The organism is Methylosarcina fibrata AML-C10, from assembly GCF_000372865.1.
Taxonomy (GTDB): Bacteria; Pseudomonadota; Gammaproteobacteria; order Methylococcales; family Methylomonadaceae; genus Methylosarcina; species Methylosarcina fibrata.
This window is the reverse complement of sequence record NZ_KB889965.1, coordinates 679,267-704,411: the sequence shown is the minus strand read 5'-3', so window position 1 is coordinate 704,411 and position 25,145 is coordinate 679,267. Positions and strand designations below refer to the sequence as shown.

Here is a 25,145-nt window from a genome sequence, read left to right as displayed (position 1 = left end):
GACGCACTTGAGTCCTTTACGGAGTTCGAAGCGCTTTTTCCAGTTTTTTGCATTGCTCGGCGTCCAGCCATTTATCGCACCAGGCATTCAATGAGAGAGCGCTGCCTTGCATCAGTTCGAATTCCCGCTTCGCTTCGCCCGGCTGCTCTTTAGGCCACCAACTGTGTGCAGCGAAATGATCGGCAATGTAAGCTCGGGCTTTAGACAATTCGGCTTCTGTAATACGCATGTTTTTCGAAGTCATCCGGTTAATTCACCAACAAAATAATTGAAAGATAAGTTCATACATTACTCGGACCTTATTTTGCGGCAATAGTTGTCCCTTTCTCGAGGCCTGAAAATCAAAAACACAAACTAACAAAAAAATAACAATTTGCTAACAACTTGAATCGGTGGAGTCGATATACTGCGAAAAAGCCAGGCAATTAGCAAATCTTGTACCTTCTCTAACAATGAACAGGAGTGAAGCGATGCTGGAATCCCTTGACGTGTTGATCGGACTGACGGTCGTCATGTTGATCATCAGCATGGTAGTCACTTTGCTGAATCAGGCGGTATTGAATCTGCTGGCCAGTCGAGCCGACAATCTGAGCGACGGTCTGACCGATCTGCTCGAATTACTGGATGCCGGCATGACTCGCAAGGAAGGGAAAGTCATTGCCGAAAACGTTCTGTTGCATCCCGTCATTGGCGGAAAAACAGGATCGTGGATGCCTACCCGGATACCTTTTGTGCGAACCGTTGTTCAGTTTTACAAGCGGGGCAACGTCATCCATAGAGAAGAATTCGTCAAATTATTGCTCGGTTTCGGGGCCTCCTGGAAAAGCCTGAACGATGCGTTGAAAAACCTTGAAGCGGAGGTGGCAACGGGCACAAAAGAAAACATTCAAAAAGCACTTGACCCGCTCAAATCCGATTTGCAAAAAATTCCGGAGTTGGCGGCAAAGCCCTTTGAAAAGTTCATCAAAAATCTGGAGTCCGCGGCCGATGCCGCGACGCGGCAGAAAGCGTTCGACTCTCTGCAAAAAGCCATTTCAGAGAAAAAAGCTCCTTTCGAGAAATTATTGACAGCACTCGATCAAAACGGCATTCAAGATCCCGCCGATACGTTAAAAAACGTCCGGCAATTGGCGCTCCAGTATGAAAAATCCCACCCGGAGCTGGCCGGCGATTTCCGTCAAGCCAATGCGCTCCTGCAGGAAGCTTTCAGCGAATTTCTCGCGAAAATCAACCAGAATTTCGATCAAGTGATGGACCGGGTCAGCGTGCGCTATACCGCCACCACGCGGGTGGTGACTTTCATCAGTGCGGCTGTCGTCGCCGTTGCCTTGCAACTGGATGCGATCCATATAATAAACCGCTTGTCCATTGACGACGCGTTACGAGCGTCTTTTGTCGAAACCGCGGTCAGAATGGGCAAGGACCAGGCAGTAGCCGATGCTCAGGCGAAAAACAGCGACGCTGAGCAAGCTCGAAAGGAAGCCGAAGCCGCCGAAACGACAGCTAAACTCGCAACAAGCGCTAACGCAGCCGATGCCGCCGATAAAGAGAAAGCCGCACTGGAAGCCCAATCCAGGGCCGACGCTCTGGCCGCCGCCGCAAAAGAAGCCAATAGCGCCGACGTCAAGAGGAAAAAAGAATATCTGGCCCTTTTGGCCAAAGAAGGCTTGATCAATCTTCCGAACGACCTTCAAACATGGTGGAGCAACTGGGACAACGTCAGTCTTCCCGGCGTCGTTATTTCGATCCTGTTGCTCAGTTTAGGCGCACCGTTCTGGTACAACACGCTCGGAGAATTTCTAAGATTGCGTTCGTTACTGGCGCAAAAGGACGACGCCGAGAAAAATGCCAGACAACTGCCGGGGGCATCGGGAACCGTTTCCCCGCAGTCCCCGCCCCCGGACAACTCAACCTCGCCTAACCCGTTACAGGGAGAGCGAGGCGATCCGAACGCCGTCGGCTAAAGGAGGATAATGTCGTGGAAATGCAATGGATCGGTTGCCGTGCTAACCGGCTGTACGAGTTTTCAACGCCATCTCACAAGAATTCACCCAAACCTTACTTGATCCTTGCCTCAAGATGATCCTCCTCCCCATCCGGCGAGCCTTTGATCAAGCTGACCAGAATCCACCAGCTCGCCTTCAAAAACAGCGCGGCGCCGAAAATCAATAATACCCCGATCAGATAGACGTTCCCCAATAGGGCGCCTTCTTTAAGATAGGGAGTGTCGAGAGACAGATTCGCCAATTGGCGGAACAAAAACAGTGAGCCGATAAAAACCGTAATACTTATAAAAAACTTTGCCCCATTCAGAAACAGCGGCAGAATCGCCAGAATTGGGCATAACACGATCAGCAGATTGACGGATTTACTGATCACGGCCGTCAATAACGGATTCTGTAATTGCGACAGCCTTTCTTTTGTGGCATAGACGACCTCGGGAACCGGATCTTTTAACAAAGGCGCAATTTCAGCCATGGCTTCTTTTCCCTGCAACACGACCAGGGCACCCATGGCGGCAATGCGTATTTTCGGCTCATTATCTTTCAGAAAATGGACAAGCGCAGGAATCGACTCCGTTGCCTGTAATTGCGCCAGGGCCCGGATCGCCTCGAGGCGTACTTCCTCCTCGCTATCCTTTAAAAGAGGCAGAATATCCGGAATCGCTTCTTTCGCGTCTAATTCTTTTAATGCAGCGGCTGCTTTGGCGCGGAGGTTTTTATTGGGGCTTTGCAATAGAGCGGCCACGTCGGCAATCGTTTTCTTTTCGGGGATTACGGCATTTTTACGATGAATTTCCGCCAACAATTCCAGAGCACGGGTTTGCACGCGCTCATCCTTGTCATGCAGCAGGGATGCGATATGAGGAATAAATTCTTCTTTCTGCAACCGCGACAACGAATCGATCGCCTGAAGGCGCACGCTGCCGACGCTGTCGTTCAACAGTGGCAGCATCTCGGGAACGGCTTGTTCTCCCCGGAGTTCTTCCAATGCGGCAATGGCATTGATCCGTACGCCGGGATTGCCGTCCCGCAAAAGAGGAATCATCTCCGGAACGGCTTCTTCGGCCTTTACCGTGCGGAGCAGACTCAAGGCCATGGAACGAATTTCCGCATTATTGTCGTGCAACAGAAGCATCATGCCCGTCACCGCTTCTTTTGCGTCCAACGCCTGCAGGGCCTTGATCGCGCTGACGCGCACTCTGTCGTCTTTGTCTTTCAGTAACGAAATAATGCCGGGAACCGCTTCTTTTCCATCCAGCAAGGCCAGTACTTCCATGGCCCGGATACGGATGCGGCTGTCGTTGTCTTGCAAAAGCGCCGAAATGCCGGAAACCGCCTCTTTTGCCCGCAATTCCGCCAACGAGTCCATCGCGGCGGTGCGCACCGTGGTGTTGTCGTCTTTCAGGAGTCGAATCATATCCGGAATGGCCCCTCGAGCGTTCAATCGCACCAGGGCCGCCATGGCGTTGATGCGCATCTGGCTGTCCTTTTCCTGCAACAGAAGAACAAGAACGGGAATCGCTTCCCTGGCACGAAACTGCACCAATACTTCGATTGCTTTATTCCGCACGGAATCATTCTCATCCTTCAAAAGAGGAATGAGGCTGGAAATCGCGTTTTTTGCGTCCAATTGTCCCAGAACTTCTATCGCTCCTTCGCGCACGCCGGGATCACTGTCCTGCAGCAGCGGGATGATGCTGGAAACGGCTCCCAGTTCCGCCAGTCGCTGCAACAGTTGCGCTACTTCTGTTTTGCTGTCGCTTGCGTTTCTTTCGTATGGTCTTGGCGTGGGAGTCTTCGCCGGAGCTTTGGAAGGAACCGTTTCTTTTTTCTGCGGTTTCGACGAAACATTCTTCGGTTTTTGAGGAACTTTCGCCGTTTTCGAAGGCGCTTTTTTGGCGCTGCCGTTCTGTTTACCCGCTTTTTTTTCGGGTAAAGATTTTTTTTCGACTCCGGAAGAACGATGAGAATAACGATGAACCTGTTCGGCTAGGGCATTATTATTGGCCGCTAAAAAAATCATGATAAAAATCATGTGTACCATTACATTCATAAATAACGATCTTCCTTAATATAGCGGGTTCCCAAGGTCTGAATTCAGCAAGGTAAAGTCCGCATCGCATACTTTTTCGAATCTGACTTAACAATGGGGTTCGAAAATAATACAGGGTGCGTACCTCATAAACGGACGCAACAACTCAACATTAATTTTATTGCAATGCCTCGATTTCCACCAAATTATCCGAAAACGACGGCGCATTGCCCATATTGACCAGCTCCGCCGAGCTGATGCCGTTCACGGTACCGTCGTTCAACTGCCGCCAATAACCCAGCGTTGCAACGATTAATCCCGGCTTCACGTCGTCGGTGATTCGGGCGACGCCCGCAAATGCGCCGCGCCCGTTGAAGACCTTGACTTTGCCGCCGGGCCGGATGCCGCGGGAATCGGCATCCGCTTGATTGATTAAAACGAACTGCTCGCCCTGCCCCTGGATTTTACTTTCCATGTTCGCGTAACAGGAATTCAGGAAGCCGTGGCTCTTCGGCGAGACGATGTTCAGCGGATATTTGGCGGCCAGTTCGGGATTCGTCGCGGCCGATTCCCTGGGCGGCACGTAATCCGGCAAGGGATCCAGCGCTTCTCCGGGCTGGAAGCTCTCGTACATCTGCCGGAAAGGCCCCGGCACGAAATTGGTCGCGCCCTCGGCTTTCAAATGGCATTTGCCGGACGGCGTCGGGAAATGGCCTTGCCGGTGCGGCGCGCGGTCGTCCCGGGTGCCGACGTTCAGACGCGCGAAGCCGTGCTTCCGCAAGTAATCCAGATCAATCCCCCGGCAGGCAGACGCATTCCAGTCGACGTAATGCTCCAGGCATTCGGAATCCGACCACTTGAAATTGTCTTCCTTGAAGCCGAACCGTGCGGCCAAGCGCCGGAAAATCTCGTTGTTCGGGACCGCTTCGCCCGGCGATTCGACGCACTTGGCATTATAGGTCAGATACAGATGCCCCCAGGACAGGATGAGGTCTTCCATTTCCGCGCCCATCGATGCCGGCAGCAGGACGTCGGCGTATAGAGCGGTATCGGAGATGAAGTGTTCGGCCGACACCAGGAACAGATCTTCTTTCATCAATCCTTCGACGATCCGGTCGGTTTCCGGCGCCTGAGTGACCGGGTTCGCGTTCCAGCACATGATCGACTTGATCGGAGGCCCCGCCGGCGGCTCGGTAGTCAGAGCGCGGCCGATTTGCAAGGCATTGATCACGCGCGTGCCTTCCGGGATCAGGTCCGGACGGCAGATCACGTCGAACTTGTAGGGATGCTCCCAGACCGGAAACTGCAGGATGCCGCCGCCGACATGACGCCAGGCGCCGGTCAACGCGGGCAGGCAGGAAACTGCGCGGACGGTCTGACCGCCGCCGTGATGCCGCTCCAAGGCGACGCCGATCCGGATCGCGGCGGGTTGAGTGGTCGCATATTCGCGGGCCAGCTTGCGGATGTCTCCGGCAGGAATGCCGGTGATTGCTTCCGCCCATTCCGGCGTCCGCGTTCTGGCGCGTTCGGCCAGTTCCGCAAAACCGACCGTGTAGCTGTCGACGTAATCCCGATCGACCAGTCCTTCCTCGGCGATCGTATGAATCATCGCCATCGCCAAGGCGCCGTCGGTGCCCGGCTTCGGTGCGAGATGCCAGTCGGCTTCCTTGGCGGTTCTCGATGCATAGGCGTCGATCACGACGACCTTGGCGCCCTGCTTCTGCGCATCCTTGACGATGTGCCAGTGGTGCAGATTGGTGCTGACCGAGTTGCAGGCCCAGATGACGATGTATTTCGAGTGAACGAAGCTTTCCGGATCGACTCCGGCAGTCGGTCCCAGCGTCAACAGCCAGGCGGTGCTCGAACCTTCGCCGCAGAAGGTGCGCTCGGTCACCGTCGCGCCGAGCCGGTTGAAAAACGCATCGCCGCCGTTCAGCCCGTGTACCAGGCCCTGATTGCCGAGGTAGCTGTAAGGCACGATCGCCTGAGGTCCGTGTTCGGCGATGATCGCCCGCCAGCGGGTTTCGATTTCATCCAAGGCTTCGTCCCAAGTGATCCGCGTAAATTGTCCGCTGCCTTTCGGGCCGCTGCGGCGCATCGGATACAACAGGCGGTCCGGATGGTAATGACGTTTTTCGTAATCCTTCAATTTGACGCAAAGCCCTCCCCGCGTCATCGGATGCTCGGGATTGCCTTTGACGCCGGTCAGTTTGCCGCCTTCGACTTCGAAAATCATCGAACAGGTATCGGGACAGTCGTGAGGACAGCCGCCGGGATGAGTCGTTTTTATTGCTTCGGCCATGTTGGATTTCCGCTGGATCAAAAAAGCCGATGATAACTGATTCGGCTCAGTTCCGTCATGTATTTAGCCCTCCAGGCTATGCAGCGCGCATCCAGCGACCCTTTCCGGCCCCGAAAGCGCCGCCGTTCAATGCCCATCGGCTCGATGGCGCCCTTGCCTCCCTGTTATAAAAACGCCCGGCGCTCATAGGGTTCACTCTCGGGATCGCGCTTGTAGTAACCGGTGCGTCTTTGATTTTTCTGATAAATATCAATTTTATATCTACAATAACTTTGTCTTCATCATTTGCGGCATCATCATGTTCTTCCATCAGGATCGGTTTATCCAGTTCGACGATCAGGTCCCGTTACAGAAAAAGCTGGCGAACCTGCATCGCATTCTTCAGGGAGAAATACCTTTCATCTCGCGCATCGCGGTGGCGCTCTACGACCAGAAAACCGAAGTCTTGTCGACTTTCCTCCACAGCAGCGGGATGGACGATCCCTTGCCCAACTATCAGGCGAGTCTCGACGAAGCGCCTTCGCTGAAAGAGATTCTTCAGCAAGGCAAACCACGAGTGGTGAACAATCTGACCATCTTTCAAAACGGCGAACACGAGCACACCATTCGAATCGGCCGGCAGGGCTATGCCGCCAGCTATACCCGGCCGATGTTTCATAACGGCCTGATTTTCGGGTTTCAGTTTTTCAATTCGTTTGAAACCGACGTGTTTACCGAAAGCTGTTTGCATAAACTGGACATTTACGGACAAATCGTTTCCTTGCTGATCGTCAACGATTTGTCGGTCGTGGGCATGATGAACGCCGCAGTGAAAACCACTCAACACATCGTCCATTTCCGCGATCCTGAAACCGGCAATCATCTGGACCGCATGTCCCATTACGCCCGCCTGATCGCTTCCGCGCTGGCGGAAAAATACCGCCTGGACGACGTGTTCATCGACCGCGTTTTCACGTTCGCCCCGCTGCACGACATCGGCAAGATCGCCATCCCCGACAAGATTCTGCTCAAATCCGGACCACTCGACAACGACGAGTTCGATTGCATGAAAACCCATACGGTAAAAGGCCGGCAAATGATCGACGATTTGGTGGCGAATTTCGACCTGGGCGGCCTCAAGGATATCGATATTCTCCGCAACATCGCCGAATATCATCATGAAATGGTCAACGGCAGCGGTTATCCCGAGGGTTTGAAAGGCATGGCCATTCCGATCGAAGCGCGCATCGTCGCGGTCGCCGACGTCTTCGACGCGTTGACTAGCAAACGGCCCTATAAGGAAGCCTGGAGCAATGAAGCCGCCTTCGCTTTGCTGCAAGAACTGAGCGGCGAAAAATTCGATCGGGACTGCGTGAATGCCTTGATCGCGCACGAACCGGAAATTCTTCGCATTCAGCATGAGTTTCAAGAAGATTTTTATTCCTAAAACGGTTCGCAATTTCGTCCTGAAAAAATTACCAATGCAGAGCCCTTAACCTGGAAAATTTCTTCCGTTGATGCGCCTGCATACGATCCATCACATTGATCAGGGCTTCAATCGCGTCGAGAATATAGGGTCCCTTGTTCAGCATCACGCATTCGGCGCGCACCGCCATCGCGGCGTCAGTAAATTCGGGCCGAGATCGGACGCCTTTCTTGGCGATCGATTCCAGAACCTGCGTCGCCCAGATCACCGGCACGTGCGCGGCCTCGCAGAGCCAGAGCAGCTCTTCCTGAATTTCCGCAAGCCGGGCGCTGCCGAGCTCGACGGCGAGATCGCCGCGAGCAATCATGATGCCCAGGCTGTGCCGGCCGAGGGTGCCGAGAATGATGTCGGGAAGATTCTTGACCGCGCGGTTGGTCTCGATTTTGGCGATGATCGGCAAATCGGTGGCGCTCCGTTTCGCCAGTTCGTCGATCAGATAGTCCATGTCGGCGAGTTTTTCCACGAAGGAAAAACCGATCAGATCGGCGTGCGCGCAGGCAAAGTCGAGATCGCTCAAATCCTTGTCGCTGAGCGGCGGCAGCCCCAGATCGGTCATCGGAAAGTTGATGCCTTTGTCGGACTGGATGCGGACGCCGTCGCTTCTGGCCTGAGTCACGCGCAACAAGGCGCCCTGTTCGGTGAGTCCTTCCACCATTGCTCCGATCTTACCGTCATCGATCCAGACCGGCTGACCCACTTTCAGCCGGTCGATGAAGGACGACAAGGTGCAACCGATGTGCGCCGGAGCAATCTCGATGCCATTCTCGTCGTAGCGGGCAGGACCTCCGGGAACGATGTTGTCGGTCAATAACAGCAAATCGTTTTTAAACAAGCGGATGATCTGACTCGCTCCGGAGAATTCGCCCAGATTGAATTGCACAATGGGTGTCTTTTCCGCTACCGGAGCCGACTCGTACAAGGCTGACTCGCAGCCCGAAGCCAGATAACTGCTTTGCGGGCAGGAAGCCAGCCATTCGGCTTCGGATAGAGACTTTTCAAGAAGCAGATGGCGTTCTTTGCCACGCGCGTCGGTAAACGTCAGGATAAAGCCGGGAGAAAATTTTTCGAAGACAGTTTGCGGCACCGTAATTTTAAACAAGGTTTGATGGGCTTCCGATGCTGTAAAAGGGCAGGTTTCGTCCGAAGCCAATACCAGATAACCCGGACTGATGCATTGCCCTGAAGCATCCCGCTTGATTTTGATGTGATGAACGGCGGGACCCTGTTCAATGGATCCGGTGCGGATTTTATGGCCGGCCAGATCCATCAAAACCCGGCAGGACTTGCCCGATTCGGTCTCGGCCCGGCGAATGTTCCGAATCATGGCCTGCCATAGTACGGGATCGTCGTGAGCGCAATTAATCCGGGCGCAAGTCATGCCTTTTTCCAGCAGCGCATGGACCAATTCATAGTCCCAGGCCGCGTCGGTCGACAAGGTGACCATCACATGGGCTTTGCTTTGCTCGTGAAACGGTCCGAACAGCTCGATAGCATGCTGCTCCAGCAACTGATGCCCCCGGGTAAAACCGAATTCGCTCGGATTTTTGTCGCCGGGCAAAAACGCCTCGTCGGTTGCGCGCTTCAATATGTCGATCAGAGCGTCCAGGGTGGAAATGACCGAGGCTTCCGCCCGGCCCAACGAGGACAGGCCGGCCTGAGCCAGCCGGTCCTGAAGGTTGCGCAGATCGTTTTGCCTTAAAGCCAGATAGTGCGCCAGATTGCAGGCGCTCCGGGTGAACACGCCGTCGCGGTATTTATCCCGGTATTGATGCAGGCGGGAATTTGCGTGAGTTTCGACTTTCCTCCGCAATTCCGAAACCTCTTTTAAAAGCTGTTTGAGTATGTCGTTATAGGGATCGCTATTGATAAGGGAATTCACAGTGTTTCGAAAATCCGGGCGTAGGGTTCCAATCCCTTCAATAATAATCAGAATTTATGACAGTCGTATGACTTCGCATTTAGGGGGCATCTGATCGTCGATGTTCAAGTATCCTGCAAAAAAAGGCCGGAGAGCATCCGGCCTTTTTTTTCGTCGCAGTTAGTGCAAGAGTCCTTGCAGCAATCCGTTCAGCTTGTGCACGAACGCGGCCGGATCGTCGAGCTGGCCGCCTTCGGCCAGGATCGCCTGGTCGAACAGGATGTGCGTCAGATCGGCGAAGCGCGCATCGTCCTGCTCGGCTTTCAGACGCTGGATCACTGCATGATCCGGATTGATTTCGAAGATCGGTTTTTTGCCGAAGCTCATTTTCTGGCCGGCTTCCTTCATGATCCGTTCCATGTTCAGGCTCATGCCGTAAATATCGGACACCAGGCAGGCCGGCGATTCGGTCAGACGGTGGCTCACCCGGACCTCGCTGATTTTGTCGCCGAGCACGTCCTGGATCTGCTTCAGCACCGACTCGAAATCCTTGCTGACTTCTTCCTGATGCTTTTTCTCTTCCTCGTCGTCCAGCTTGCCGAGATCGAGCTGCCCTTTGGCGACCGATTGCAGGTGCTTGCCGTCGAATTCGTCGAGGCTTGAAACCAGCCATTCGTCGACCCGGTCGGACAACAGCAGCACCTCGATGCCCTTCTTGCGGAAGATTTCCAGATGCGGGCTGTTCTTCGCGGCCGCGTAGCTGTCGGCGGTCACATAGTAGATCTTTTCCTGGCCTTCCTTCATCCGGCTAACGTAATCTTCGAGGCTGACCGACTGTTTGTCGCTGTCGTTAAAAGTCGACGCGAAGCGCAGCAGTTTGGCGATGCGTTCCTTGTTCGCATGGTCTTCGATCGGTCCTTCCTTCATCACCGCGCCGAATTCGGTCCAGAATTTTTCGTATTTTTCCGGTTCGTTTTTCGCCAGCCCTTCCAGCATGCCGAGCACTTTCTTGACCGCGCCGGATTTGATCGTACTGATCTGTTTGCTTTGCTGCAGAATCTCGCGCGAAACGTTGAGAGGCAGCGAGTTGGCGTCGACGATGCCTTTGATGAAGCGCAGATAGCGCGGCATCAACTGCTCGGCGTCGTCGGTGATGAACACCTTGCGGATGTACAGCTTGACGCCGTGCTTGTTGTCGCGGTCCCACAGATCGAATGGTGCGCGCGACGGCACGTAGAGAAGCAGGGTGTATTCGTTGGTGCCTTCGACCTTGCTGTGCACGTAAGCCAGAGGATCCTGAAAGTCGTGGCCGACATGCTTGTAAAACTGGTTGTAATCGTCTTCGGAAATGTCCTGGCGCGCCTTGGTCCAGAGCGCGGAGGCACTGTTGACGGTTTCTTCCTCGATTACCGGCGCCGGTTTTTCCTCTTCTTTCTCTTCGTCGTCGTAGGAAGGCGGAATTTCCTTGTCCATGACGATCGGCAGCGAGATATGGTCGGAGAACTTGCGTACGACCGAGCGGATGCGGTAGCCGTCGAGAAACTCGCTTTCGGACTCTTTCAAATGCAGGATGATTTCAGTGCCGCGCTTTTCCTTGTCGACCGTTTCGATCGTGTAGTCGCCCTCCCCGCTCGACTCCCAGCGCACGCCTTCGTTAAGCGGCGCACCGGCCTTGCGGGTGATCAGCGTCACTTTATCGGCCACGATGAACGCGGAATAAAAGCCGACGCCGAACTGGCCGATCAGCTCGCTGTCCTTGGCCTGGTCTCCGGTCAACGCTTCGAAGAACTGCTTGGTGCCGGACTTGGCGATGGTGCCGATGTGCTCTTGCACTTCCGCGCGGGTCATGCCGATGCCGTTGTCGATCACCTTGATGATGCGTTGGTCCTTGTCGACTTCGAGGCGGATTTTCAAATCGCTGTCGCCTTCGTACAGGCTTTCGTCGGACAGTGCCAGAAAGCGCAATTTGTCGGCGGCATCGGAAGCGTTCGAAATAAGCTCCCGCAAAAAGATTTCCTTGTTGCTGTACAAGGAATGGATCATCAAATGCAACAGATGTTTGACTTCGGTTTCAAAGCCGAGGGTTTCTTTTTTTGCTTCTACAGTCATGGTGAATGTTTCCTGGTAAAAAATTGCATCCGGGCAATCATTGGGTCTTTTTGTCATTTTTCAAGTCCGGCCGGGCTCGATTGCAACAATCGCGCCTTTGAACCATACTGAAAACGAGGTTTTAGTGTAAAAACAGGCATCTTTCGCTGAATCGGGCAGCCGGCCGGCCCATCCTTAACGATCTCATCTTGTCAATTTATTGGCATCCATCTTGCTTGAGAATAATTACAGGAAAGGCGGTAAACCATCGGCGGCGCCGGATTCACGGACAGATCCTTTGAACAAGCCTGACCTAAACCTTGGTTGCATTACCGTGATTGTCGCTGACGCGGTGGTTGCGGCATTTCAGGAATTTGGAGACTTCGACTATGAAAATCGGAATCATCGGCATGGGGCACGTAGGCTCAACCCTGGCGTATGGGCTGGTATTGAAAGGTTTATGCAAACATCTGGTTCTGGCCAACCGGAACGTCACGAAAGCACAAGGCGATGCCCTGGACCTGCAGCATACGCTGTCGTTCTGCGAGCATCCCATCATCATCGAAAGCAGCCGCATCGAAGAGGTCACGGCTTGCGATATTCTGATCATGACCGCATCGGTGCCGTTCGCGGCGATGAAATCCAGAATCGAACTGGGTCCTGCCAATGTCGCTCTGTTCAAGGAGTTGATCCCGGACCTGGCGGCCAACAATCCCGACGCCATTTTTATCGTCATCACCAATCCGGTTGAAGTCATGACTTACCTCACCTACCGGCTGAGCGGATTCAGCGCTTCCAAAGTGCTCGGCATCGGCACACTGGTCGATTCGGCCCGATTCCGCTCCCTGCTCTCCCGGATGGAACAGATTCATCCGGCCGATTTGCGCGCCTACATCCTGGGCGAACACGGTCCCCATCAATTTCCGGTGTTCAGCCATGCTTCGGCCGGCAGCGAACAGATCGTCGACAATCTTCCGAACCGTCTTCTCTGCGAGACCGTCAATAACGCGGGCCATGAAGTCTACGGCTTGAAAGGCCATACCAATTACGCCATCGCCACCGCCGCCTGCGAGGTGATTCAGGCGATCGTTTACGACGATCACCGCACCATGCCGTTGAGCCTTTATTTCAACGAGTGGCTGGGCATCAAAAAAAATTGTTTCAGCATTCCGGTCGTGGTCGGCCGGGCCGGCGTCACCCGGTATTTGCGTCCTGATTTGAATTTATTGGAGCAGCAAGCATTGGCAACGACCGCCGCGCTGGTAAAAGCCAACATCAATCGGTTACTCTATCCCGATGGCGGCGGGCTGGATGACGAAGAATCGCCGATGGAACAAGAGAGCACCCAATCGGCCAGGCGAAGAACGGCATGCACCTAAACTTACCGACTTTCTTTCACCTTTCACAAGAATTTGACAAAATCCATGCGTTTGCTGTTGATTGAAGACGATCCGGATCTGGTGCGCATCCTGAAAAAGGACCTGGAAAAGGCCGGTTATGCGGTGGACGTGGCCCTGGACGGGATCGAAGGCGAATTTCTCGGAAACGAAGACATTTATGCGCTGGCCGTGCTGGATCTGGGCTTGCCGCAGCGGAGCGGATTGACCGTGCTGCAGAACTGGCGGGCGAAACGGAACGCCATTCCGGTGCTGATCCTGACGGCGCGCGATGCCTGGTATGAAAAAGTGGACGGATTCAAGGCCGGCGCCGACGACTATCTGGCCAAACCTTTTCATATCGAGGAACTCCTGGCCCGGATCAAGGCGCTGCTGCATCGGACCCATCAGCAACCCGGCGGCGGCCATTTGCAGGTCGGCGGCTTGACCCTCGACGAAGAACGCCGGCAAGTCCGAACCGAAACCGGCGAGGTCCACGATCTGACCGGCATCGAATTCAAGCTGTTGCGTTTTTTTCTGCTGCATCCGGGACAGGTGCTCAGCAAGTCGATGCTGACCGATCAGATTTACGATTTCGAATCCGACAAGGACAGCAACGTCATCGAGGTCTACATCAATCATCTGCGCCGTCTCCTGGGCAAGCACCGATTCGAAACCCGCCGCGGGCAAGGCTATGTGTTCAAGGACCGCACGGAATGAAATCGCTGCAACTGCGTCTGGGCGTCGGCTTGCTGATCAGCCTGATCACCGTCTTTTTTACGCTCTGGTGGCTAACCGCCGACGCCGTGCGCGCTCTGGCCGAAGACGCGATGGCCGCGCATCTTGAGCACGATGCCGAAAGCATCCTCGCGGCCGTTCATACCGACGCCTCCGGTTCCCTGGCAGTGGACGTTGCCCAGATTGAACCGGTTTATCTCCAGCCTAAATCCGGTCAGTATTACCGGGTGACGAGCCGGAATCAGACGCTCCGCTCGCTTTCTCTGGGCGACCGGGATTTTCCCGCGCCCGCCCTGCCTCCGGGCTCCTCCGAAAGATTTTACCGGAACGGGCCCGAGGGACAACCGCTGATGATCATGGCCTATGGCTACCGGAAGCACGACCGCTCGCTGACGGTCGCCGTCGCCGAGGATTTATCGCCGACGCTGACGTTGATCGAGACTTTCGAAACCCGCTTCACGCTGTGGTCCGGGGTTCTGCTGCTGTTCCTGATCCTGGTGCAGATCGTCATTCTGCGCGGCGGCTTCCGGTCTCTGGTTCGGATACAGCAGCAGCTCCGCTCCCTGGAACGCGGCGAAAGAACCCAGATCGATACCGACGTGCCTTATGAAGTCGTAGCCTTGGTGCGCGAAGTCAATTGGCTGTTGAAAATACTGGATCAACGGCTGCAACGTTCCCGCCATGCCCTGGCCGATCTCGCTCATGCCCTGAAAACGCCTCTGACCGTGCTACAGCAATTGCCGCGCGAAGAAGCGCTGGCCTTGCACCCCGAAATCCGCGGTGTGCTGCAAGCCCAAACCGGCAACATGCAAAAATTGATGGAGCGGGTATTGAAACGGGCGCGTCTGGCCGGCTCGGGGCCTTCCGTCGCCAAATTCGACGTCCGTCGGGAAATTCCGGCGCTGATCCAGGTTCTGCAAAGCATGTACCGGGACAAGAAGCTGAGAATCGATTTTGTTGCGCCGGAGGCGGGAGCGTTACACATCGACAGAGAAGACCTGCTCGAGCTAACCGGCAATCTGCTCGACAACGCCTGCAAATGGGCCAAATCCAGGATCAAGCTCACTTTTCATTGCAACGGCCGGATCCGTTTGATTGTCGAGGACGACGGGCCCGGCGTTTCGGATGACGACCTGGCGATATTAACCCAGCGCGGCGCGCGCCTGGATGAAGAAGTCAGTGGTCACGGACTCGGCCTGGCCATCGCCCAGTGGATCGCCGAGCAATACCGGGGTCGTCTGACTTTGCGCCGCTCGGACGAATTGGGCGGGTTTTGCGTGGAGGCCGAGCTCAATGCAATCGAGCGAACGGATTAGAGCATTTTCATTTTATCTGTAAGGCATACCCGGCGCCGCGAAGATAATTTTCACATTCCGCCGGAGAGAACTGGTCCAACACCTCGGCAAGAGCCTCCCACAGCTCCCCGGCCTTTCGGAGCCCGGCTTTCAGCTTGGCGAAGAACTGTTCGATGGGATTGAAATCCGGACTGTAAGGCGGCAAGGGTTTGAGAACCGCTCCGACCGCTTCAATGGCCTCGCGAACCCCCGCCACCGGATGGGATGACAAGTTATCCCAGATCACGATGTCGCCCGGTGCGAGCGTCGGACAGAGGAACGCCTGCACCTACGGCTTGAACAGGGACCCGTCCATCGGTCCCCGACTCACCATCGGGGCGGTCAATCCCCGCTGGCCTAAGACGGCCACGAACGTGCTCGTATGCCAATGCTTCTGTGAAGACGAACCGCGAACCCGCTGTCCGCAGTCGCCCCAGCCGGTGCGGCGCACCATGGCCGTATCGAGACCGGTCTCATCAACGAAGACCAGTCGGGCCGGATCCAGCATCGGCTGCGCGGCTTGCCAGGCATCGCGCTGAAGGCGCTTGCCCTCACACTCTTGCTCGGCCGCTGTCAGTATTTTTTTAAACGTCGGGCCCAGACGCCGAAGACGATACCAGAGCGTCGAGAGGTGAACCTGGATCCCCAACTTCTGCCGCAACTCGACCGGCGTCGTATCGGACTTCTTTCTCAACAGGGTACGCCGCCTCTCGTCCTGTTCGGGGGATAGCTTGGGCTAGCCTCCGCCGCCGTGGGGTTTGGCTTCCAGCGTACCGCACTCCCGCCACCGCTGCGGCAACTTTTCAATAAAGGACGGGCCGACCGCGAAGCGTTTCGCGACCTGGGCTACAGTCTGTCCTTCCTCGCGGGCTTCGATCATCCGCTGGCGCAAATCCATCGAATGAGCTTGAGGCATGAGGTTCTCTCCTTCAAATAAATCTTCGATGCCTCTTACCGATAGAAGTTGCCATTAATTCAATCTGAAAATGCTCTAGCGAATGTGCAGCGGGTTAATCTTGAACCGGAGCAGAACGGCAAATCCGGATTTGAACGCTTTTACGACCACTTGAAAACGGCAACACCCAAGCACTTACGGAACAAGCACAAGCGAGACACCGCCTAATCGATCTTGCGTGAGTGCGGCATGATTCGGAAGGCCGTCGATGTGGTTAACAGCGATGTCCGAATCGCCCCCGCCGAATGGGAGGTCTTGCCCAATGCTTGACGGCCTCCTTGATGGCATTCTGGGCGATTCGCCTACCCGGCATGAGAAAACCGCCATCCTGGCCTGGCTGCACTTCATCGGCGAAACGGACAAAGCCCTCATCGACGACGTGCTCGACTATTGCGCCGGCAACCCCGAAGCCCTGGCCTACTACCTGAAGCGGGCTGAAGAAATCCCACCGCCGGATGACCGCCATCATTGCCGCGAATGCCTGAACCTGAGGAACGGCTATTGCACCCGGCAGCGGTTCAGGCCGGTCGATGACATTCCCCGCCGCTGCAAAGACTACACCGGCACGGACGAATACGCTTGAACAGTACGCAAGGCGGTACGCAAAGAGTACGCATATCCAATCATTGGCGAAACGAAGGAACACCACCATGAACAACATTACCGAAACCACCCTCCCCTTACCTACCAACATCAATGACCGTATAGCCGCTCTGAAACAGAAAGCCACCTTAGCCATCGAGACATGGCAGCCGGAACCCGGCGAAAGCCTGATAGGCGAATTGATCGGTTCACAAAAGGCATCGGGCATTTACGGCGAAAACATCCAGATCCTCATCAAGGACGAAACCGGGCACGTTACCGCGGCATGGCTCACTGCCTGGTTAAAAGATAATCTGAGGGCGCAAGGAGCCGATAAAGGCGACTTGGTAGCGATTACCTTCTTAGGCAAGAAGATGTCGCCAGCGGGGCGACCGTATAACGCTTATTCGCTGGTCGTCGATAAATTGAACAATGTTTAATTATAATCAACCTGAATCAGCAGGATTTCAGCAGGATGGCAGATACAAAATTCAAGCCCGGACAATCGGGCAATCCCAAAGGCCGGGAACCCGGAGCTACCCCGGCAACAAAACTTCGAAAAGCCATTGCCGACGCCATGCCGGAGATTCTGGCGCAACTGGTCGAACAGGCCAAGGCCGGAGACGTGGCCGCCGCCAAGGTCTTGATTGACCGGGTATGCCCGCCATTGAAGCCGCAAGCTTTGCCGATTAGCTTGCCCGTGAACGGATCGCTGACCGAACAAGGCGTCGAAATTATCCGGGCAACGATGGCCGGGCAGATACCGCCCGACATCGGCAGCCAGTTGATAACCGCCCTGGCGGCGCAATCGAAAATCATTGAAGTGGATGAACTGACTAGACGAGTGGAAGCCCTGGAGGCGAAACAATGAGTATCAAGACGAGAGTAAATAAACTGGAAGCCAAACACCGCCCCATAGGGCTGGTGGTGATTATCCTGATGGACGGAGAAACCGAGGAGCAGGCGTTACAACGCTGTTACCCAGACGAGAAACCGGATCAGGTGGTATTCTTGGATGAGGCGGATAAAACCGCCTAAACAACAAGCCGGGGCAACTCGGCTTTTTTGTGCCCGGCGTTCATATCGGCATTGCAGTGATATGCTACTTTCAGGAAACAACGCCCAAAGCAATAATCATGCCCGCCTGTAACGCACGGATAGCGCGGCTTTCAGAGAGTTGGCACGGAATCATGCTAGGGAATTGATTGTTTCCAAATAGAAGCACGTCACTGCATGGGGGGATGCCGGAAGCGGTAGGGGTGGGAGTGGGGGGGATGGCGGAAACACGCAGCCTAATTTTTCAGAAAAGTTACCCGAAAGTTACCCGAAAACCCTTTTTTCTGATTTCCGGAGTTTCTGGATTTTCGTAAGTCCTTGATTCAATTGGTCGGGACGAAAGGATTTGAACCTTCTACCCCTTGCACCCCATAAGGGTAAATCCTTGTTTCAGGCAATCTCACAGAGTTTCTATCGAAAAATTATTCCCTTGTTTTTCATTGTGTTGCACTGTTGCACATTCTCAAGCCGTATCATATAATCTCACTCAAGCGCATAAAAATGTTATCCCGGATGTTATCCCGGAAAAATGAGCAAAAACCGCGGTTCTATCCCTTGCACAACGTACAGGTAATAGCAAATGGCAGAGAATTTATTAACCGACAAGGCATTCCGAAACCTTAAACCAACCGATAAAGAGCAGCTTATCAAGGATGGCGGCGGGCTGTTCGTGCGGATTCGTCCAATAACCGACGGCGGCGCGGTCTCGTTCAGATTGGCTTACCGGATCGGCGGCAAATTGCGATGGGCGACCTTGACCGCCACCACGTTGTCCGGAGCCAGGAAAGAACGCGAAATATTCAAGGCGCAAGTTAAACGCGGCATCGACCCAAGCACAGAGAAGCGGTTGGAGAAGGAACGCCAGCGGCAAAAGCAACTCGATGAACAGGCCGAGCTTGCCCGGCAGCAAGCCTTGATTACCGTCCGCGACCTGTTCGAACGCTGGGCCGCTACCGACCTGCAAAACCGGAAGGATGGCGGCAAGGAAATCCGGCGAATGTTTGAAAAGGACGTGTTGCCGTTTATTGGACAGCTTGCCGTGGCCGACGTGAAGAAAGGCCATATAACGGAGATTACCGACGCGCTATTACTGCGTGGCGTCAACCGCATGGCGAAGCTGATCTTGTCCCTTGTCCGGCAGATGTTCCGCTTTGCCGTGGATCGTGACCTGATCGAGTTCGACCCCACCGCCAGTATCAGGAAATCGAAAATCGGCGGTAAATCGGTCGAGCGTGACCGCGTCCTGACCGACGACGAAATCCGTGCCCTATTCCGCCAATTGCCCGACGCTCATTTGATTCCCTCAACCGAGTGCGCTATCTGGATCATGCTTTCGACCTGTTGCCGAGTCGGGGAACTGTCGAAGGCTCGATGGGAGCATGTCGACTTTAACGCCAAGACCTGGACGATACCGGACGAGCACAGTAAGAACGGCAAGCCCCACACGATTTACTTGTCGGACTTTGCCCTGGAGCAATTCAATCGCCTGGCGGCCTTCCGGGAGTCCGACATCTGGCTATTCATGGACAGAACCAAGACCACCCACGTCTGTGATAAATCCATATCGAAGCAGATCAATGACCGCCAGACCGACCGCAATCTGAGCAACCGCAGCGCCCACAAGGACGCCTTGCGGCTATCCGGCGGTAAGTGGACGCCTCACGATTTACGGCGCACCGGAGCCACGATCATGGGCAATTTGGGCATCCTGCCCGACGTGATTGAAAAATGCCTGAACCATACCGAGCAGAACAAAATGAAGCGGGTTTACCAGCGTCAGGAATTGAAGGCCGAGCAAGCCGATGCTTGGCGGAAATTGGGCGGCCGGCTGGAGCTGTTGACACGCGGGGATGCAAGGAATGTGATCGTGCTCAAAAGGGCTTCACCAAAATGACCATTGAGGCTTACAAAATGACGATGTTCAACCCGCCCCATCCGGGCAGTATTTTAAAAGAAGACGTGCTTCCCGAACTGGGTATCAGCGTGACCGAAGCGGCTACTCAATTGGGAGTGTCCCGCGTGGCGTTGTCCCGGCTGATTAACGGCAAGGCCGGCATCAGCGCGGACATGGCGCTAAGGCTCGAAGCCTGGATGAAAGGACCGACGGCGGAAAGCTGGGTTCGGATGCAGGCCGAGTATGATTTGTGGCAGGCCAGACAAAAGCCCCACCCCAACGTGAAGCCTATCGAAAAACCGAAGGCGGCATAACCTGTTTACCACGCCTAGCCCGACGGGGCGAAAACCGGACACCTTCAACCGGCTGGCGTGGTTCCTATTATGAAGGGTAACGCTTTGAAGGAGGCGTATGACTGTTCAAATTCTACCTTTAGAGCCGGAGCATTTTGAATTACCCGATGAAGAACTCGGAAAGTTGATTCTCGGACTCTGGATAGCGGATCATGCTAAAAATGCTGGTCTTGACCCTTTAAATATCCCATTGGAAGCTGGAAATATAATTGTCGAAGCAACACAAAAATTGCCGGATGACCACCTAAGCAATGGTGAGCTTGATTCCCTATTCCTCGCTCTGCGATTGGCTGCTAACGGCAAATTCGAAGCAGCCGGGAAAAAATTAAAAGCTCATGCTCAGCACCAAGTTCTATATGAGGGCGCAATCAACGAAGCATTGCACGGGAAAAGCAGACAGCGGCAGAACGCAAGAAAACCACGCTCTAATTCCCTTCAAGAACTGATTGTCGAAATCCTTATCGGTAATCCAAGCTTAACCGAACATGGGGTTCTGGAAGCTTTGCGTCAACATGAGGCGGGGCCAGTGATTGAACAAATTGATGAGGATGAGGGAGTAATCAGTTTTTACGATAAAGGCAAGCTTAAAGACGCGCCCATATCAGGATTGAAAGACAGAATGTCGAGAGCCAGAAAAAAAGTTAAATCGCTCTAACCGGCTAGAGCGAATCCACCCCCTTATTCTGTAGCCATACCGCACCAATCCCGGAGCGGCACAACCTTTATTGAGGAATATCAATGGCTACACACACCACCCCAACTATCAGACCCACCACCGCGGCCGCTGTTGTACCCGATGTTAAGCCGCTTTTACGCCGCCCTGCCGTTGAAGCTGCGACCGGCGAAAGTCGATCAACGATATACCGCAAAATCGAACGCGGCCTTTTCCCAAAACCTGTTTGTATTGGCCGCGACAAAAACGGAAATGCAAGTCAAACCGGCTGGCCCGCGCATGAAGTGGCGGCGATTAACGCGGCGCGGATAGCCGGAAAATCAGACGAAGAAATAAAGAAGCTTGTCGTCGAGCTGGAAGCGGCGCGGACGATTGGCAAGGAGGCATAAGCCAATGACCGCACACAAAAAAGCCGCTGGGAGTTACCCGACTCCAGCGGCTTACAAAAATTCAGAGCAGCACCATTTTACCACAGCGGACATAGAACGGCAGTTCACCGACGCGGCCGGCGTCGCCGGAATCCACTTGACTGGAGCAATTGTTGCCGATGGCACCTTGCACCGAGGCCATCTGGACGGACACAAGCCCGGAACGAAAAACGGCGCCTACATCCTGCACCTGGATGGCCATCCGGCGGGCTGGGCGCTGGACTTCACCACCGGCGCTTCTATGACCTGGCGGGCCTACGGCCGGCGAGCACGATTATCCGATGCCGACCGGGCCGCCATTGCCGCCGAACGCCAGCGGCGCGAACAGGAACGCCAGCAAGCGCACCGAACAGCCGCCGATAAAGCCCGTTTTATCTGGAGCCGCTCAAAGCTCATTCACCAATCAGAGGAACATCCTTATTTGGTAACCAAGCGGATACAGCCGCACAACGCAAGGCTGAGCGAATACCAAGGCCGGTCGTCTCTGGTCATTCCGATAATGGGGGAATCCGGTTTGACTTCCCTGCAATTCATCAAGGCCGACGGCGGTAAGCGGTTTTTACCGGGGGGCGAAATCAAAGGTTGTTTCTTCGGGATTGGCATGTCTGGAGTGACAGCAAGCGAGCCGGGCCGGATTCTGATAGCCGAAGGCTTCGCCACCGGCGCGAGTTTATCCGAATGGTTCCGGCAGCCGGTTATCGTGGCGTTCAATGCCGGCAATCTGGAGCCAGTCGCCAGACGGATCAAGGCGCTGTACCCGAATCACGAGCTGATTATCTGTGGCGACAATGACGCATCCGGCACCGGCCAGAAAGCGGCACGGGCGGCGGCGCTGGCCGTGGGCGGGAAGTATCTCATCCCGCCAATAGTGGGGCAGGATTTCAATGACGCCATCAATGCCTGGCGGGATATGGTCAATACGGAGGTGGCGGTATGAATGCACCTTTTATCGAGATTCCGACGCTTGATGATGCCGTTGACCCGGATGCAGATGACCAATGGCCTAATCCGCAACCCTTGCCGGAAGGCTTGCCGCCTGTGGCCGCTTTCGATCATACCTTGTTGCCGGATACGTTACGGCCTTGGGCGCAAGACATCTGTGAGCGCGTCCAATGTGCTCCCGATTATGTGGGCGTGGCGATCATGTCGGGCTTGGGGTCCGCCATTGGCCGTAAGATCGGCATTCGGCCGCAAGCCAAGACCGATTGGACCGTTACGCCGAATCAATGGGGACTGGTAGTCGGGCGGCCTGGCGTTCTGAAAAGTCCGGCGATGGAGGCGGCGCTTTCTCCACTCAAGCGATTGGCGGCCGAAGCATCGAAGGCGCACGAAGCGGAAATGGCCGATTACAAAGCACGGGCGACCTTGTTCAAGCTGCAACAAGAGAGCGCGGCGGCGGAAGTCAAAAAGAAGCTGGCAAAAGGCAGCGCAACGGAAACGGAATTGCTCTTTGCCTTGCAGGTCGATGAGCCGGATTTGCCGGCCTTGCGGCGTTACATTGCCAACGATACGACGGCGGCCGCTCTGGGCGAGTTGCACCGGCAGAATCCTAACGGCTTGCTGGTCTTTCGTGATGAATTGGTTGCGCTGCTCAAATCGTTGGACCGTGAAGACAACGCCGAAGCACGGGGCTTTTATCTGACCGGCTGGAACGGTGACAGTCCCTATACCTTCGATCGCATTACACGTGGGATGAATCTGCATATCCCGGCAGTTTGTTTATCGCTGTTGGGATCGACGCAGCCGGGCCGGATTGCCGAGTACATCCGGCAAGCCGTGCGCGGCGGATCGGGCGATGACGGCTTAATCCAGCGTTTCGGCTTGCTGGTCTGGCCGGACACCGGCGGCGATTGGAAAAACGTGGATCGATGGCCGGATAGCATCGCCAAAAATGAAGCCTTCCGTGTTTTCGACCGACTGGACCGTTTGGACCCGATGACTATCGGCGCGGCGCAAGATACCGATTACCACGGCGAACCGGACGGAATGCCTTACTTGCGCTTCGATGAAGGCGGGCACGGCTTGTTTTTGGAATGGCGTACCGACTTGGAAGCCAAGTTACGCAGTGGAGACCTTCATCCGGCGATGGAATCCCACCTTGCCAAATACCGCAAGCTGGTTCCTGGCTTGGCACTGATCCTGCACGTTGCCGGCGGCGGTACCGGGCCGGTCTCAGAACAGGCAACGCTGCAAGCCCTGGCGTGGGCCGAATACCTGGAAACCCATGCACAACGGGCCTATGCCAGCGTGACAAGCCCGGAGTTATCGGCGGCAAAGGCAATCATTCAGCGCTTACGCAAGGGCGACTTATCGCGGACTTTTTCAAGTCGTGACGTATGGCGGCCGGGCTGGGCGATGCTGTCGGATCGGGAGCAAGTCGCCGATGCCTTGCGTCTGCTGGTCGAACTCGATTGGTTGGGCATAAGGCAAGAGAAGACCGGCGGACGTACCGCGACGATCTACACCGCCAATCCGAGAGGGTTTTCAGAATGAGCTACCTTGACCGATTGAAAGCGCAAAATTCAGAAAAACAAGCCACTAAGGCACTGTCAAAACCGCCAAAAGCCCCTTTAGGCAGTAAAGGCAGTAGCCAAATGGCTCATTTTCCCCAAAACAATGAAGTTCGGCCGAACAGCGAAACATCGAAAACAGGCGATTTGAACAACCGATCCAGTGTAAAACCTGAAGACAGAGCCGCCATTCTCCGCTGGCTTCATTCCATAGGTGAAACGGATCAGGCCGTGATGGATGATGTTATTGAGTATTGCGCCAGTAACCCGGATGCCATGGCGTATTATCTAAAACGAGCATGCTCATGCCCGAACTGATCTATTAATTGAAAACCACCGCCGAAAGGCAAGGAAAAAATAAAATGGAAAACCAAGACAATCTGTCAGCCACCCTAAACGACCGTATCGCCGCCCTAAGAAAAAAGACGACGTTAGCCATCGAGACGTGGCAGCCGGAACCGGGCGAAAGCCTGATAGGCGAATTGATCGGTTCACAAAAGGCATCGGGCATTTACGGCGAAAACATCCAGATCCTCATCAAGGACGAAACCGGGCACGTTACCGCGGCATGGCTCACTGCCTGGTTAAAAGATAATCTGAGGGCGCAAGGAGCCGATAAAGGCGACTTGGTAGCGATTACCTTCTTAGGCAAGAAGATGTCGCCAGCGGGAAGGCCCTATAACGCTTACTCGCTGGTGGTCGATAAATTATGAGCGATTCTAAACCCACGGTTTATAATGCCGAAAATCGCAACGTAGAGCCGCCTAGGAGGCCCGAAAAATGGCAAACCAATACCCTGTAGAGATAGACGGTAAAACCGGCGAAATAGAGGACTTACCCCCACCACGAGGTGGCCGGTACCGATGTAAGCTGGACACCATGGCCGATGTCCGACGCGAAATGGCGAAGGTGTACCGGGAGGCGCGTTCGGAAGTGATCGACCCGGCCACCGCCAGCAAGCTTGTATGGTGTTTGCAGGCGGTCGGCAAGGTGATCGAGGGCAGCGATTTAGAGAAGCGTATCGAGGCGCTGGAGGCAAAGCAATGAGCATTAAGACGAGATTAGCCAAGCTTGAAGTCGGCAATAACAAGTCGACTATCATCGTCGTTTCACCCGGCGAAACCGAAGCGGAAGCCATGCAGCGGTATCTGGAAGAAACCGGGCGAACCACTGCCGGGCGCGTGTTGTTGGTCAAGACGGGGGTTCCTAGATGAGCATCAAAACGAGATTAGCGAAGCTGGAGGGGCGTAGAAACCCGTTTCCGACGATAGGCCGAGTGATCGTCAGACAAGGGCAGTCAGGCACAAGTCAATGGCTAGCAGAGCACCCTGGCCGGCCATTGCCCGATATGCTGATTGTCCGAGTAATCGCAGACCCGCCAACGAGACCGATGCACTAAACCACCCACAAGCCGGGGCAACCCGGCTTTTTTATGCCTGACGGTTTTATCCTGCCGGACACCATGCCCATGTTGACGTTGACCGGATCGGGCAATGCC

General features: G+C 54.9%; 28 protein-coding genes. 19 read left to right on the top strand and 9 right to left on the bottom strand.

The genetic code is table 11. The features are described from left to right. Positions 1–16: 16 nt before the first annotated feature. Complete coding sequence (locus A3OW_RS0103555; RefSeq protein ID WP_020562050.1) at positions 17–229, bottom strand: hypothetical protein; 213 nt, start codon at positions 227–229, stop codon at positions 17–19. Positions 230–470: 241 nt separating this feature from the next. Between A3OW_RS0103555 and A3OW_RS26220 the strand changes: the two genes are divergently transcribed. After that, positions 471–1,964, top strand: a complete 1,494-nt coding sequence (locus A3OW_RS26220) for a hypothetical protein (protein WP_026223305.1) — start codon at positions 471–473, stop codon at positions 1,962–1,964. Between the two features lie 94 nt (positions 1,965–2,058). Here the strand turns inward: A3OW_RS26220 and A3OW_RS0103545 are convergent, their stop codons facing one another. The 3 genes from A3OW_RS0103545 to A3OW_RS0103535 all read right to left on the bottom strand — a co-directional run bounded on the left by A3OW_RS0103545 (position 2,059) and on the right by A3OW_RS0103535 (position 6,647). Then, positions 2,059–4,056, bottom strand: coding sequence for a HEAT repeat domain-containing protein (locus A3OW_RS0103545; RefSeq protein WP_232422323.1), 1,998 nt, complete (start codon positions 4,054–4,056; stop codon positions 2,059–2,061). Between the two features lie 157 nt (positions 4,057–4,213). After that, positions 4,214–6,337, bottom strand: coding sequence for a molybdopterin-containing oxidoreductase family protein (locus A3OW_RS0103540; protein WP_020562048.1), 2,124 nt, complete (start codon positions 6,335–6,337; stop codon positions 4,214–4,216). 76 nt (positions 6,338–6,413) lie between these two features. Continuing rightward, positions 6,414–6,647 carry a hypothetical protein gene (locus A3OW_RS0103535; protein WP_020562047.1) on the bottom strand — a complete coding sequence of 78 codons (234 nt, stop codon included), beginning with the start codon at positions 6,645–6,647 and terminating at the stop codon, positions 6,414–6,416. On the opposite strand from A3OW_RS0103535, the gene A3OW_RS0103530 reads away from it, so the two are divergent. Beyond that, positions 6,636–7,763 (top strand): HD-GYP domain-containing protein, encoded by a 1,128-nt coding sequence (locus A3OW_RS0103530; RefSeq protein ID WP_020562046.1) that lies wholly within the window; start codon positions 6,636–6,638, stop codon positions 7,761–7,763. The genes A3OW_RS0103535 and A3OW_RS0103530 overlap by 12 nt on opposite strands. Before the next feature lie 28 nt (positions 7,764–7,791). Here the strand turns inward: A3OW_RS0103530 and A3OW_RS0103525 are convergent, their stop codons facing one another. Together A3OW_RS0103525 and htpG are read right to left on the bottom strand one after the other, a co-directional pair. After that, entirely contained in the window at positions 7,792–9,681 is a 1,890-nt protein-coding gene (locus A3OW_RS0103525; protein WP_020562045.1) for a pyruvate kinase, read from the bottom strand. Between the two features lie 159 nt (positions 9,682–9,840). Further along, a complete protein-coding gene (gene htpG / locus A3OW_RS0103520) occupies positions 9,841–11,769 on the bottom strand; it encodes a molecular chaperone HtpG (RefSeq protein WP_020562044.1) in 1,929 nt (642 codons plus the stop codon). 368 nt (positions 11,770–12,137) lie between these two features. Here htpG and A3OW_RS0103515 point away from each other — a divergent pair, with 368 nt between their 5' ends. Genes A3OW_RS0103515 through A3OW_RS0103505 form a run of 3 tightly spaced genes read left to right on the top strand, consistent with a single transcriptional unit; the run spans position 12,138 to position 15,178 of the window. Further along, positions 12,138–13,127 carry a malate dehydrogenase gene (locus A3OW_RS0103515; RefSeq protein WP_020562043.1) on the top strand — a complete coding sequence of 330 codons (990 nt, stop codon included), beginning with the start codon at positions 12,138–12,140 and terminating at the stop codon, positions 13,125–13,127. Positions 13,128–13,172: 45 nt separating this feature from the next. Further along, a complete protein-coding gene (locus A3OW_RS0103510) occupies positions 13,173–13,844 on the top strand; it encodes a response regulator (RefSeq protein WP_020562042.1) in 672 nt (223 codons plus the stop codon). Further along, positions 13,841–15,178: an ATP-binding protein gene (locus A3OW_RS0103505; RefSeq protein WP_020562041.1), complete on the top strand. Its 1,338-nt coding sequence runs from the start codon at positions 13,841–13,843 to the stop codon at positions 15,176–15,178. Before A3OW_RS0103510 ends, A3OW_RS0103505 begins: the two co-directional genes overlap by 4 nt. A gap of 7 nt (positions 15,179–15,185) precedes the next feature. Here A3OW_RS0103505 and A3OW_RS0103500 read toward each other — a convergent pair whose 3' ends face one another. The 3 genes from A3OW_RS0103500 to A3OW_RS26210 are packed head-to-tail and all read right to left on the bottom strand — an operon-like array spanning position 15,186 to position 16,112. Continuing rightward, positions 15,186–15,485 carry a transposase gene (locus tag A3OW_RS0103500; RefSeq protein WP_020562040.1) on the bottom strand — a complete coding sequence of 100 codons (300 nt, stop codon included), beginning with the start codon at positions 15,483–15,485 and terminating at the stop codon, positions 15,186–15,188. Next, positions 15,486–15,890, bottom strand: coding sequence for a transposase (locus A3OW_RS26215; RefSeq protein WP_020562039.1), 405 nt, complete (start codon positions 15,888–15,890; stop codon positions 15,486–15,488). A 42-nt stretch (positions 15,891–15,932) separates the two neighbouring features. Next, positions 15,933–16,112 (bottom strand): helix-turn-helix domain-containing protein, encoded by a 180-nt coding sequence (locus A3OW_RS26210; protein ID WP_020562038.1) that lies wholly within the window; start codon positions 16,110–16,112, stop codon positions 15,933–15,935. A gap of 301 nt (positions 16,113–16,413) precedes the next feature. Between A3OW_RS26210 and A3OW_RS23930 the strand changes: the two genes are divergently transcribed. The 14 genes from A3OW_RS23930 (at position 16,414) to A3OW_RS28165 (ending at position 24,861) form a co-directional block, all read left to right on the top strand. Further along, on the top strand, positions 16,414–16,734 hold the full coding sequence (locus tag A3OW_RS23930; protein WP_020562037.1) for a hypothetical protein: 321 nt from the start codon (positions 16,414–16,416) through the stop codon (positions 16,732–16,734). Between the two features lie 67 nt (positions 16,735–16,801). Beyond that, complete coding sequence (locus A3OW_RS0103485; RefSeq protein WP_020561593.1) at positions 16,802–17,173, top strand: hypothetical protein; 372 nt, start codon at positions 16,802–16,804, stop codon at positions 17,171–17,173. A gap of 35 nt (positions 17,174–17,208) precedes the next feature. After that, positions 17,209–17,604 carry a DUF5681 domain-containing protein gene (locus tag A3OW_RS0103480; protein WP_020561594.1) on the top strand — a complete coding sequence of 132 codons (396 nt, stop codon included), beginning with the start codon at positions 17,209–17,211 and terminating at the stop codon, positions 17,602–17,604. Then, a complete protein-coding gene (locus tag A3OW_RS27600; RefSeq protein ID WP_020561595.1) occupies positions 17,601–17,771 on the top strand; it encodes a hypothetical protein in 171 nt (56 codons plus the stop codon). The genes A3OW_RS0103480 and A3OW_RS27600 overlap by 4 nt, the downstream gene beginning before the upstream one ends. Before the next feature lie 598 nt (positions 17,772–18,369). Then, the gene (locus A3OW_RS0103470) at positions 18,370–19,683 is read left to right on the top strand and encodes a tyrosine-type recombinase/integrase (RefSeq protein WP_020562036.1); all 1,314 of its coding nucleotides are present in this window, start codon (positions 18,370–18,372) and stop codon (positions 19,681–19,683) included. A 17-nt stretch (positions 19,684–19,700) separates the two neighbouring features. Next, the gene (locus tag A3OW_RS0103465) at positions 19,701–19,997 is read left to right on the top strand and encodes a HigA family addiction module antitoxin (protein ID WP_026223302.1); all 297 of its coding nucleotides are present in this window, start codon (positions 19,701–19,703) and stop codon (positions 19,995–19,997) included. A gap of 97 nt (positions 19,998–20,094) precedes the next feature. After that, complete coding sequence (locus A3OW_RS0103460; protein WP_020562034.1) at positions 20,095–20,691, top strand: hypothetical protein; 597 nt, start codon at positions 20,095–20,097, stop codon at positions 20,689–20,691. An 83-nt stretch (positions 20,692–20,774) separates the two neighbouring features. Beyond that, positions 20,775–21,098, top strand: coding sequence for a helix-turn-helix transcriptional regulator (locus A3OW_RS26855; RefSeq protein ID WP_020562033.1), 324 nt, complete (start codon positions 20,775–20,777; stop codon positions 21,096–21,098). Positions 21,099–21,102: 4 nt separating this feature from the next. After that, a complete protein-coding gene (locus tag A3OW_RS23925) occupies positions 21,103–22,074 on the top strand; it encodes a toprim domain-containing protein (RefSeq protein ID WP_020562032.1) in 972 nt (323 codons plus the stop codon). Beyond that, a complete protein-coding gene (locus A3OW_RS0103445; protein ID WP_020562031.1) occupies positions 22,071–23,630 on the top strand; it encodes a YfjI family protein in 1,560 nt (519 codons plus the stop codon). Before A3OW_RS23925 ends, A3OW_RS0103445 begins: the two co-directional genes overlap by 4 nt. Beyond that, a complete protein-coding gene (locus tag A3OW_RS26850; RefSeq protein WP_083918125.1) occupies positions 23,627–23,965 on the top strand; it encodes a hypothetical protein in 339 nt (112 codons plus the stop codon). The genes A3OW_RS0103445 and A3OW_RS26850 overlap by 4 nt, the downstream gene beginning before the upstream one ends. Positions 23,966–24,009: 44 nt before the next feature. Continuing rightward, the gene (locus A3OW_RS0103440; RefSeq protein WP_033411999.1) at positions 24,010–24,360 is read left to right on the top strand and encodes a hypothetical protein; all 351 of its coding nucleotides are present in this window, start codon (positions 24,010–24,012) and stop codon (positions 24,358–24,360) included. A 67-nt stretch (positions 24,361–24,427) separates the two neighbouring features. Next, on the top strand, positions 24,428–24,694 hold the full coding sequence (locus A3OW_RS0103435) for a hypothetical protein (RefSeq protein ID WP_026223298.1): 267 nt from the start codon (positions 24,428–24,430) through the stop codon (positions 24,692–24,694). Next, on the top strand, positions 24,691–24,861 hold the full coding sequence (locus A3OW_RS28165; protein ID WP_020562028.1) for a hypothetical protein: 171 nt from the start codon (positions 24,691–24,693) through the stop codon (positions 24,859–24,861). The genes A3OW_RS0103435 and A3OW_RS28165 overlap by 4 nt, the downstream gene beginning before the upstream one ends. Positions 24,862–25,145 lie beyond the last annotated feature (284 nt).

Coding starts and splice junctions, on each gene's coding strand:
- A3OW_RS0103505 (WP_020562041.1), top strand. CDS start 13,841: ATGAAATCGCTGCAACTGCGTCTGGGCGTCGGCTTGCTGATCAGCCTG.
- A3OW_RS26850 (WP_083918125.1), top strand. CDS start 23,627: ATGAGCTACCTTGACCGATTGAAAGCGCAAAATTCAGAAAAACAAGCC.
- A3OW_RS0103535 (WP_020562047.1), bottom strand. CDS start 6,647: ATGGAAGAACATGATGATGCCGCAAATGATGAAGACAAAGTTATTGTA.
- A3OW_RS0103515 (WP_020562043.1), top strand. CDS start 12,138: ATGAAAATCGGAATCATCGGCATGGGGCACGTAGGCTCAACCCTGGCG.
- A3OW_RS0103465 (WP_026223302.1), top strand. CDS start 19,701: ATGACGATGTTCAACCCGCCCCATCCGGGCAGTATTTTAAAAGAAGAC.
- A3OW_RS0103445 (WP_020562031.1), top strand. CDS start 22,071: ATGAATGCACCTTTTATCGAGATTCCGACGCTTGATGATGCCGTTGAC.
- A3OW_RS0103485 (WP_020561593.1), top strand. CDS start 16,802: ATGAACAACATTACCGAAACCACCCTCCCCTTACCTACCAACATCAAT.
- A3OW_RS0103480 (WP_020561594.1), top strand. CDS start 17,209: ATGGCAGATACAAAATTCAAGCCCGGACAATCGGGCAATCCCAAAGGC.
- A3OW_RS27600 (WP_020561595.1), top strand. CDS start 17,601: ATGAGTATCAAGACGAGAGTAAATAAACTGGAAGCCAAACACCGCCCC.
- A3OW_RS0103530 (WP_020562046.1), top strand. CDS start 6,636: ATGTTCTTCCATCAGGATCGGTTTATCCAGTTCGACGATCAGGTCCCG.
- A3OW_RS26220 (WP_026223305.1), top strand. CDS start 471: ATGCTGGAATCCCTTGACGTGTTGATCGGACTGACGGTCGTCATGTTG.
- A3OW_RS0103555 (WP_020562050.1), bottom strand. CDS start 229: ATGCGTATTACAGAAGCCGAATTGTCTAAAGCCCGAGCTTACATTGCC.
- A3OW_RS23925 (WP_020562032.1), top strand. CDS start 21,103: ATGACCGCACACAAAAAAGCCGCTGGGAGTTACCCGACTCCAGCGGCT.
- A3OW_RS28165 (WP_020562028.1), top strand. CDS start 24,691: ATGAGCATTAAGACGAGATTAGCCAAGCTTGAAGTCGGCAATAACAAG.
- A3OW_RS0103470 (WP_020562036.1), top strand. CDS start 18,370: ATGGCAGAGAATTTATTAACCGACAAGGCATTCCGAAACCTTAAACCA.
- A3OW_RS26210 (WP_020562038.1), bottom strand. CDS start 16,112: ATGCCTCAAGCTCATTCGATGGATTTGCGCCAGCGGATGATCGAAGCC.
- A3OW_RS0103440 (WP_033411999.1), top strand. CDS start 24,010: ATGGAAAACCAAGACAATCTGTCAGCCACCCTAAACGACCGTATCGCC.
- A3OW_RS0103460 (WP_020562034.1), top strand. CDS start 20,095: ATGACTGTTCAAATTCTACCTTTAGAGCCGGAGCATTTTGAATTACCC.
- A3OW_RS23930 (WP_020562037.1), top strand. CDS start 16,414: ATGCTTGACGGCCTCCTTGATGGCATTCTGGGCGATTCGCCTACCCGG.
- A3OW_RS0103545 (WP_232422323.1), bottom strand. CDS start 4,056: ATGAATGTAATGGTACACATGATTTTTATCATGATTTTTTTAGCGGCC.
- A3OW_RS0103540 (WP_020562048.1), bottom strand. CDS start 6,337: ATGGCCGAAGCAATAAAAACGACTCATCCCGGCGGCTGTCCTCACGAC.
- htpG (WP_020562044.1), bottom strand. CDS start 11,769: ATGACTGTAGAAGCAAAAAAAGAAACCCTCGGCTTTGAAACCGAAGTC.
- A3OW_RS26855 (WP_020562033.1), top strand. CDS start 20,775: ATGGCTACACACACCACCCCAACTATCAGACCCACCACCGCGGCCGCT.
- A3OW_RS0103435 (WP_026223298.1), top strand. CDS start 24,428: ATGGCAAACCAATACCCTGTAGAGATAGACGGTAAAACCGGCGAAATA.
- A3OW_RS0103510 (WP_020562042.1), top strand. CDS start 13,173: ATGCGTTTGCTGTTGATTGAAGACGATCCGGATCTGGTGCGCATCCTG.